Raw genomic sequence first — 6503 nt, 5'->3', positions numbered from 1 at the left:
GTCTAAGAGCTCGTAACACGATCATGAGCGGGATCTCTTGAGGCGTCTCCAGCAGATGAGGCTGCAGGCGAGGGAGACGAAGGCGTCGTGGAGTTCGGTGCGGCGCTCCCAACGGACGGCGAGGCGTTTGAAGTGGTGAAGCAGGGCGAAGGTTTGCTCGACGACATAGCGGAGCTTGCCGATGCCCTTGATGTTGGGTGATCCCTTGCGGGAGATGACGGGCAGGATCCGTCGGCGACGCAGCTCGTCGCGGTGGGCGTTGGAGTCGTAGCCCTTGTCGCCGAGCAGGGCTTCGGGCCTGCGGCGAGGCCGGCCGGGGCGGCCGGCGACGGGTGGGATGCCGTCGACCAGGGCGAGAGTCTGGGTGACGTCGTTGACGTTGGCCGAGGTGGTGATGACTTTGAGCGGGGTGCCGCGTCCGTCGCAGATCAGGTGGTGTTTGCTGCCCGTTTTCCGCCGGTCGACCGGCGACGGACCGGTGTCGGCGCCCCCTTTTTCGCGCGGATGTGGGAGCCGTCCACGCAAGCCCGTGACCAGTCGAGCTCGCCGGCCGCGTTCAGCTCGGCGAGCAGGACCTGGTGCAACCGGTCGAACACCCCTGCCCTCTGCCACCGGTCCAAGCGACGCCAGCACGTCTGGCCCGAGCCGAACCCCAGCTCCAGGGGCAGGAGTTGCCAGGCTATGTCGTTGTAGAGGACGAACAGAATGCCCTGGAGGCAGAGCCGGTCCGACACCGGCCTTGGCCCCGGGGCTCGTTCCGGCCAAGGCGGCAACAACGGCTCGATCAGAGCCCACAAATCATCGTCCACGATCCACGGTCGAGTACCCACACCCTCACGAACGGCCGAATCGTCACACCGGTTACGCCCCACCAGCACACTTCAACAAGATCGTGTTACGAGCTCTAAGCACTCACCGCGAACTGCCGGTAGAATCCCGCTACTTGAATGCATGGTTCAAAGGAGAGACATGCTCACAGAAGCGCTTGCGGCGGTGGTTGCGGCCAGCGGTACTGCAGTGGTTCAGGCTGCTAGCACCGATGCCTGGACGGGATTCAAGCAGCGGCTCGCGGCTCTCATGGGACGCGGCGACGCGCAAAGCACGGGGGCCGAGCTCGAACGGCTGGACAGGACCGCAACAGCGATTGCCAATGCCGCTCCGGAGCAGCTGGAGCGGGTGCGCACCCTGCAGGAAGGGACGTGGCAATCCCGTCTCGAGGTCTGGTTTGAGTCCGCCAGTGATGAAGAGTGTGCACGCGCCGCCGCTGAACTGCAGCGCATCATCGAGGTCGCCAAGGGTGCGGAGTCGCCGGGGACGACCTACCACGGCGATGTACGGCAGAGTGCTAAAGCTTCCGGGAACGCCAGGGTTTATCAGCTCGGACAGGGCGAGATGAGGATTTCGGACAAATGAGCACCGATGATTCGCGTAATATCAGCGTCGATATTACAGCCCTCGGAGAAAGTCGGGTATATCAGGTCGCCGAGGGAAACATGTTCCTCGGCGACGCTGATACGACGGTTTCAACGGCCCGGCGCCTGGCTGCGATCCCCGTCCAGCAGGCAGTAGAAAGCCTCGTTGCCATGCCCAGCACCGAGCGCGCAGCCGTATTGGCTTCAATGCCCGTTTCTGCTGCCGCAGCAAGGATCTCGGAACTGCCTACACCCACCGCCATTCAGGTGCTGAGCGAAATCGATGAGCAGTTGGCCATTGAAAATCTCCTGGCGATGAACTCCTATACCGCCAGATCGCTCGTACTGGGCAGTCACGAACCGTTCAGGTCAAATCTTCTCTCAGCAATGACACTTGAGCAGACATGCCGGCTCCTCGGGGACTTAGACGAGCAAGAAGGGCGCCTGTCACTCGCAACTGAAATCCTCAAAGACTTCACAGCCTGCCTGCCCCTCATTGTCATCGCCACATTTCTCAATCAGGTACCACCGGCAATTGCCACCCAGATCCTCGAAACCGCTGGCGACCGGGACATGGCCATCTGGATTTGCATGGACGAGTCGGCAAGACTTTCCTTGGTCAACACCATGCCTAATAACCTGCTGGAAAAGGCCGTTCATCTAGCAAATGCCCCCTCGGAAGACCTGCTAGAAATCTGTTCAGTGGTCGGCACGAATGCTCCTGACCTTGGCGGGATCGTAGGATCCATGACCCGTGGACGCATGGCCGAATTCGCAACTACGTCGGACCTTGGCGCCAGCGTTTACGCTGCCATTCCCCCCGAAATGCGAGTGACCCTGATGCCACACATGGAGATTGACGGGCTAGCCTCCACTTTTCACAAAATCGGAGAAGCTCTTCCCGAGTGCATCTACTCTATGATGGCAGCCGATCAGTCACGGCCGTTTCGTTCCCCTTTGGCTCACCGAGTCATCGTTCAGGCGCTGGCCGCTTCACCTGTCGACAGCAGAATGCTGATGGATCGCATTCCGCAACAGTTTGCTGCAGCATTATGGAATTCACAGTGGGCCCACGGCGTCGCACGGGAGATCAACGCGGCAGCAGAGAGTCATGGGTGGCCGTATCGTGAAGCATATGAGAGATTTTCCGAGGTGCCGAGCGAACTGAAAGAGGAAGTCGCCTGGCATCTCACCTTCGAGGGAATCAGAAACCTAGAAAGCCACCTGGATTCCAAACGGTGGAAGACATCCAAGCATGAGCGGGATAGGGTAATCCTGGACAAGGCGCGACGACAAGGACGTTTCCCTTACCCACTTACTTAGCTCGGGCCCCTGAATTCGCGCTACGAATCCTTCAGATGCTGAACGAGACCTTGAATGAGGCCCAACAGAGAAAGACCGAACGCTGAATACCCCGGTCCGGCGCCTGGAGAATCACCAAGGAAAACCCGCGTCAGTAACCGCGCCAGATGATTCAACGAATCAGAACGAATACTCATCCTGGATGCGTCGACCGTGCCACCGGACATATCACTTTTCTGAGGGCTGTCCCGTAATCCCACGCGGCTGAGGGTCATGCCGTATCCGGGTCGGCGCCGATGGCGCCGGCCGAGCGAAGCGAACGCCCGAGGTCTCCGGTGAGGATGCGGGGATGACGCCGCCACCACCACAAGTCGGGGCCGGGCAGCCTGTGGAACTGATCAAGTGCTTGGCCGTCGTCGTCGATGGTCACGGCTTTGTAGTGGTCGTCCAGAGCTTTGATTCGGGGAGTCCAGAGCTGGACGACGTGTTCGTCCAGCAGGAGCCATGCCTCGTGCAGCCAGTTTCGGCAGTAGAGGTCGTTGGTGTACTCGTAGATGTCGTCGCCGTAGCCGCGCTCGATGACGCTCACCAGGGCAGCCCATGCGTTCACCATCTCAGTGACCGTGAATGCCGTCCGCCAGCCACGCTGGTGCAACAGCTCTCCCACCTCAGTTTCAGTAGCCACGGGCGTGAGGCTCTCATGCCAAATCCGTCCGGACGACCGAGATGTGCCCCGTCAGAGGCTGGCACCCCCGCCTGATCAAGATGGGACGATCTCACCATGGCTGGTGTGAACAAGGCGGCGGAGTCGTCTGGATCACCGGGCTGAGCCCGCACGACTTCCGCGAACTGATGACGGTGCTGCATCGCGAGGGAGCCGACGCCGTGCGACCTGGCCGGCCATGGAGCCTGCCGCTGAAGGACCGAGTCCTGCTGGTCACGGCCTACTGGCGCACGAACCTGACGCTGAGGCAGCTCGCCCCGTAGTTCGGGGTTTCCAAATCGGCGGCCGCCAGCATCGGCGCGCTCTGGCCGCCCTGGGCGAGCAGCTCACGCGCGGTGGCCTCCCGTGTGCGACGGGATGTTGACGCAGATGTACCCCGATCAGGTGGGAATCCCGCTAGACGACCAGAGACCGTCTGGCTCACCTGCTTTCCTCTTGATCAGTTCTACCGCCCACAGAGGAATGAGGACCCATCCATGAATCGTCTCGCTGTCTGCGCCGCTGTGACGGTCTCAGCCATCGCTCTTTCTGCTGGGCAGGCCGCGACGGCGGATCCCTCTCCCGGGCGGCACGGGCAAGCAGCCCGGCACCACGCACCCGCGAAGCCGGCAAGCGAGTCGGCCCGGCTGGCCCGTTCCGTCCTGAACGCGAAGGGCATCACCTACGCCAAGGCGCACGTGAGTGGTACCGACAAGGCGTCTCTCCCGCAGCAGAATCTGGTCGACGTTTCCAACGAGCGCCTGGCCAAGACCAGCCCGTGGGGCCACAAGAAGGGTGCGCGGGTCGCGCTCGACACACGGATGCTCAACGGTGTCCTGAGGCTCGGCACCCAGTACCACTACAAGTTCGAGATCTCCGAGTTCGTCGGCGGAAGGCACAGCCGTACCTCCAAGCACTACGCGGGCCGCGCGGTCGACGTGACCTGGATCAACGGCCGCCATGTGGGCAAGAGGGCCGATCACCGCGGGCTCATGAATGCCTGCCGGAAGCTCGGCGCCACGCTGGTCCTCGGGCCGGGTGACAAGGACCACGACACCCACGTCCACTGCCAGTGGTAACCCGCTTCCAGCACACCGGGTGACCTGTGAAACTCCCGCTCCTGTGTGGTGCAGAAACCAGGGGCCCCAACGGCAGATCCCCGGCCCGGCACCCTGCGGTGCCGGGCCACTCTCTTTCGCTCAGCCCCCGACGGACGGCTCCTTTACGGACATGGCTCTCGGGACCGAGTCCGGCCCGCGCTTGGGGGGGCCTTTTCGCCACGGTTCTGATCGTCGGGAAGGCCCGGGCACTGCTTGCGAATATGGGGAGCAGTGCGGTCGTGGCAGGCGGTAACACGGATCGCCCCTGTCGCAGGCTCTGACCGCATTCGTACAATGCGGTGCCTGGATACGTCCAACTCCCAAACTTGACAGGGGGATTTGTGACCGATGGCAACGCCGGAGCTGCTCCCGGCGCCAGCTCTGGCGGCGACCCGCAACTGCTCGCACTACGCGCCGAGGTCGAGAAGATCATCGCTGAGGCACAGATCGGCGCGCGTCGGGCACAGCGGGCGGGCCAAACTCTGGCACGCCGTATATCTCAGTCTCGGCTTTCCTGCTGCCGTTCTGGCTGGCATCTATGGCGCCGCATGCCTGGCTTCTGCGAGTGCCCGCGTCCCCGCAGCCATCCTTGCGCTGCTGTCGGCGGGCTTCGCGGCCGGTTCGACCTTCCTCCGCTCTGACGCCCGCCATATGACGACCCTCCGCCGCCGCTACGCCTGCAGAACCTGGAGATCCGGGCCCGTCTCGTTCTCGCGTACGACGCCTATGCAGGTCCGGAACGACTGCATACTGCGCTTGTCGTCCTGCACGAACTGCGTGCCGCCGTGCCCTCGAGCGCGCTGATCCTGGTGGAACAGCAAGGGCCGTCCCAGTCGCCGACGGCTGGCCAGGCGCCAGCGGCCATGCAACCTGTGACGCCGCCATCCGAGCCGGGAGCGTGAAGTCGTTTCGATGCACCGCGTGGGCCCGGAGCAGGTCAGGGGCGGCGGGCCTGAGGCCACCCCGAGACCGGCTGTTCGCGAGGCCGCCACGCGCTGACCAAGACCTATCAGGACCATGCCGGCGACGGGACGAGGCCGACGAGGTCCGAGACCGCCCGCGCCGGTGGTGCGGCGATTTTTCCTGAGGCTGGGTCCCTGTGTTGGTGCGTCTGCGACAGACGATTTTCGGGTTGCTCTAGCGTCGAAACGGGTCTTCCCGGTGGCGTCTCGCTGCCGGGATTTCTGGCTGTGGGTGATGGTCAGCCAGGCCGCCGTGATCGTTCCCGTGTGGTTGGTCGGCTACCAGCTTCTCGGCCCGGTGTACGGCAAGCAGGTGCTCGGCGGCGCTGCCCCGTGGGGTGTGGTGGTGTCCGGCTTCACCGCCGGGCTGGTGGCCGGGGCGGCTCTCGCCCTGATGTGGAAGCCGCGCCAGGTCGGAGTCGTCGTCTGCGCGGGCACCGGGTCGATGGCGGTGCCGCTGGCGGCGATGGCGGCGGCCGTGCCGTTGCCCGTGCTCGTGGTCGCCACGGGGGTGGCGGGCACGGGGCTGGCGGTCAGCATGACAGTGTGGGCTTCGCTGGTACAGGAAAGGATTCCGGCGGACCGGCTGAGCCGGACCCTGTCCTACTCGACGCTCGGACAGATCCTGCCCGTGCCCTTCGGCTATCTCTTTGCCGGTCCCGCCGCCCAGCTGTTCGGGCTCCGCACGACCTTGGCGACGGGCGCCCTGATCATCACGGCCGCCGCCGTCGTGCCGCTGGCCATCGCTCAGGTCCGGGGCTCTGCCTCGTACCGGAGGAGACCCTGGATGCCGACGGGGCCGTGACCACGGTGCGGGCGGGGAGGTAGAACGATCGGGCCACCTCGACGGCGCCGGCGAAATCGCGGAACGCCCGGCCCCGGGCCGCCGCGTCGAGCACGGCCGGGCCGCATCCCTCGGGAAGCCCCCAGCACGCTGTGCCTCGGGCTCACAGGCGTCTGTCGAGTTCGGCGAACAAGGGCGCCCGCCCATAAGAAGTCATCTCATTTGGCGAGTCTGCGGTAG

The 6503-nt window shown here is 64.2% G+C and carries 6 protein-coding genes and 1 pseudogene; 5 read left to right on the top strand and 2 right to left on the bottom strand.

All coding sequences use genetic code 11. From position 1 onward, the window contains the following. Window positions 1-21 precede the first annotated feature (21 nt). A protein-coding gene (locus EES42_RS42235; RefSeq protein ID WP_241196943.1) for an IS5 family transposase occupies window positions 22-830 on the bottom strand; the annotation gives its coding sequence in 2 pieces (ribosomal slippage) (window positions 22-510 and window positions 513-830; 807 coding nt in all). Between the two features lie 139 nt (window positions 831-969). On the opposite strand from EES42_RS42235, the gene EES42_RS42230 reads away from it, so the two are divergent. Together EES42_RS42230 and EES42_RS42225 are read left to right on the top strand one after the other, a co-directional pair. After that, the gene (locus EES42_RS42230) at window positions 970-1413 is read left to right on the top strand and encodes a hypothetical protein (RefSeq protein ID WP_124723505.1); all 444 of its coding nucleotides are present in this window, start codon (window positions 970-972) and stop codon (window positions 1411-1413) included. After that, window positions 1410-2735 (top strand): magnesium and cobalt transport protein CorA, encoded by a 1326-nt coding sequence (locus EES42_RS42225; protein ID WP_124723504.1) that lies wholly within the window; start codon window positions 1410-1412, stop codon window positions 2733-2735. The genes EES42_RS42230 and EES42_RS42225 overlap by 4 nt, the downstream gene beginning before the upstream one ends. Window positions 2736-2985: 250 nt before the next feature. On the opposite strand, the gene EES42_RS42220 is transcribed toward EES42_RS42225, so the two are convergent. Next, the gene (locus tag EES42_RS42220; protein ID WP_124723503.1) at window positions 2986-3399 is read right to left on the bottom strand and encodes a hypothetical protein; all 414 of its coding nucleotides are present in this window, start codon (window positions 3397-3399) and stop codon (window positions 2986-2988) included. Window positions 3400-3495: 96 nt separating this feature from the next. On the opposite strand from EES42_RS42220, the pseudogene EES42_RS42215 reads away from it, so the two are divergent. The 3 genes and pseudogenes from EES42_RS42215 to EES42_RS42200 form a co-directional block, all read left to right on the top strand. Continuing rightward, window positions 3496-3698: pseudogene (locus EES42_RS42215) on the top strand (IS5/IS1182 family transposase); the annotation flags it as partial. Between the two features lie 216 nt (window positions 3699-3914). Beyond that, entirely contained in the window at window positions 3915-4496 is a 582-nt protein-coding gene (locus EES42_RS42210; RefSeq protein WP_124723502.1) for a hypothetical protein, read from the top strand. 1236 nt (window positions 4497-5732) lie between these two features. Further along, window positions 5733-6284 carry an MFS transporter gene (locus tag EES42_RS42200; protein ID WP_206433904.1) on the top strand — a complete coding sequence of 184 codons (552 nt, stop codon included), beginning with the start codon at window positions 5733-5735 and terminating at the stop codon, window positions 6282-6284. Window positions 6285-6503 lie beyond the last annotated feature (219 nt).

This window comes from Streptomyces sp. ADI95-17 (assembly GCF_003846175.1).
Lineage (GTDB): Bacteria > Actinomycetota > Actinomycetes > Streptomycetales > Streptomycetaceae > Streptomyces > Streptomyces sanglieri.
This window is presented reverse-complemented; position numbering and strand designations above follow the sequence as displayed.

Bases quoted from the DNA above. Each gene is read 5' to 3' on its own strand.
- EES42_RS42230 (WP_124723505.1), top strand. From the start codon at position 970: ATGCTCACAGAAGCGCTTGCGGCGGTGGTTGCGGCCAGCGGTACTGCA.
- EES42_RS42225 (WP_124723504.1), top strand. From the start codon at position 1,410: ATGAGCACCGATGATTCGCGTAATATCAGCGTCGATATTACAGCCCTC.
- EES42_RS42210 (WP_124723502.1), top strand. From the start codon at position 3,915: ATGAATCGTCTCGCTGTCTGCGCCGCTGTGACGGTCTCAGCCATCGCT.